We start from the raw sequence: 412 nt of genomic DNA on the forward strand, positions 1-412 counted from the left end.
ACCCCCTCAGCTCAGACGCTCGTTGATGTGGGCGTCAGTAAGAGTTTTCGGGAGCTTGAGGAGGTCCCACTGATGACGATGGTAGGCGGGTTTGACGTGCACCGGAAGCAGATCACGTTTGATTACGTGGACGACGACGGTGTGGTGCACTGGGGTGAGATCCGGCCGGCAACCCGCAAGATGCTGCGGGGTTGGCTGGGTAAGCACTGCCCGAGCGGGGACGCGGAGTTCGCGCTGGAGGGCTGTACCGGGTGGCGGTATGTGGTCGAGGAGCTGGCCATGGCGGGGGTGGTGGCGCATTTGGGGGATCCGGCCGAGATCGCGGGGTTGCGGGGCACCTTCGAGGCGGCCAAGTGCGCGGCTTGGCCCGGCTCCCCGGATTACGGCTACTACCACCAGCTGGCGACCAAGC

Annotated in this window: 1 pseudogene; it reads left to right on the forward strand. The window is 65.5% G+C overall.

Annotated elements, in window-relative coordinates:
* Positions 1-72 precede the first annotated feature (72 nt).
* Positions 73-412 (forward strand): annotated as a pseudogene (locus tag BST40_RS28560) (hypothetical protein); the annotation flags it as partial.

The sequence above is a fragment of the Mycobacterium persicum genome (genome assembly GCF_002086675.1).
Lineage (GTDB): Bacteria > Actinomycetota > Actinomycetes > Mycobacteriales > Mycobacteriaceae > Mycobacterium > Mycobacterium persicum.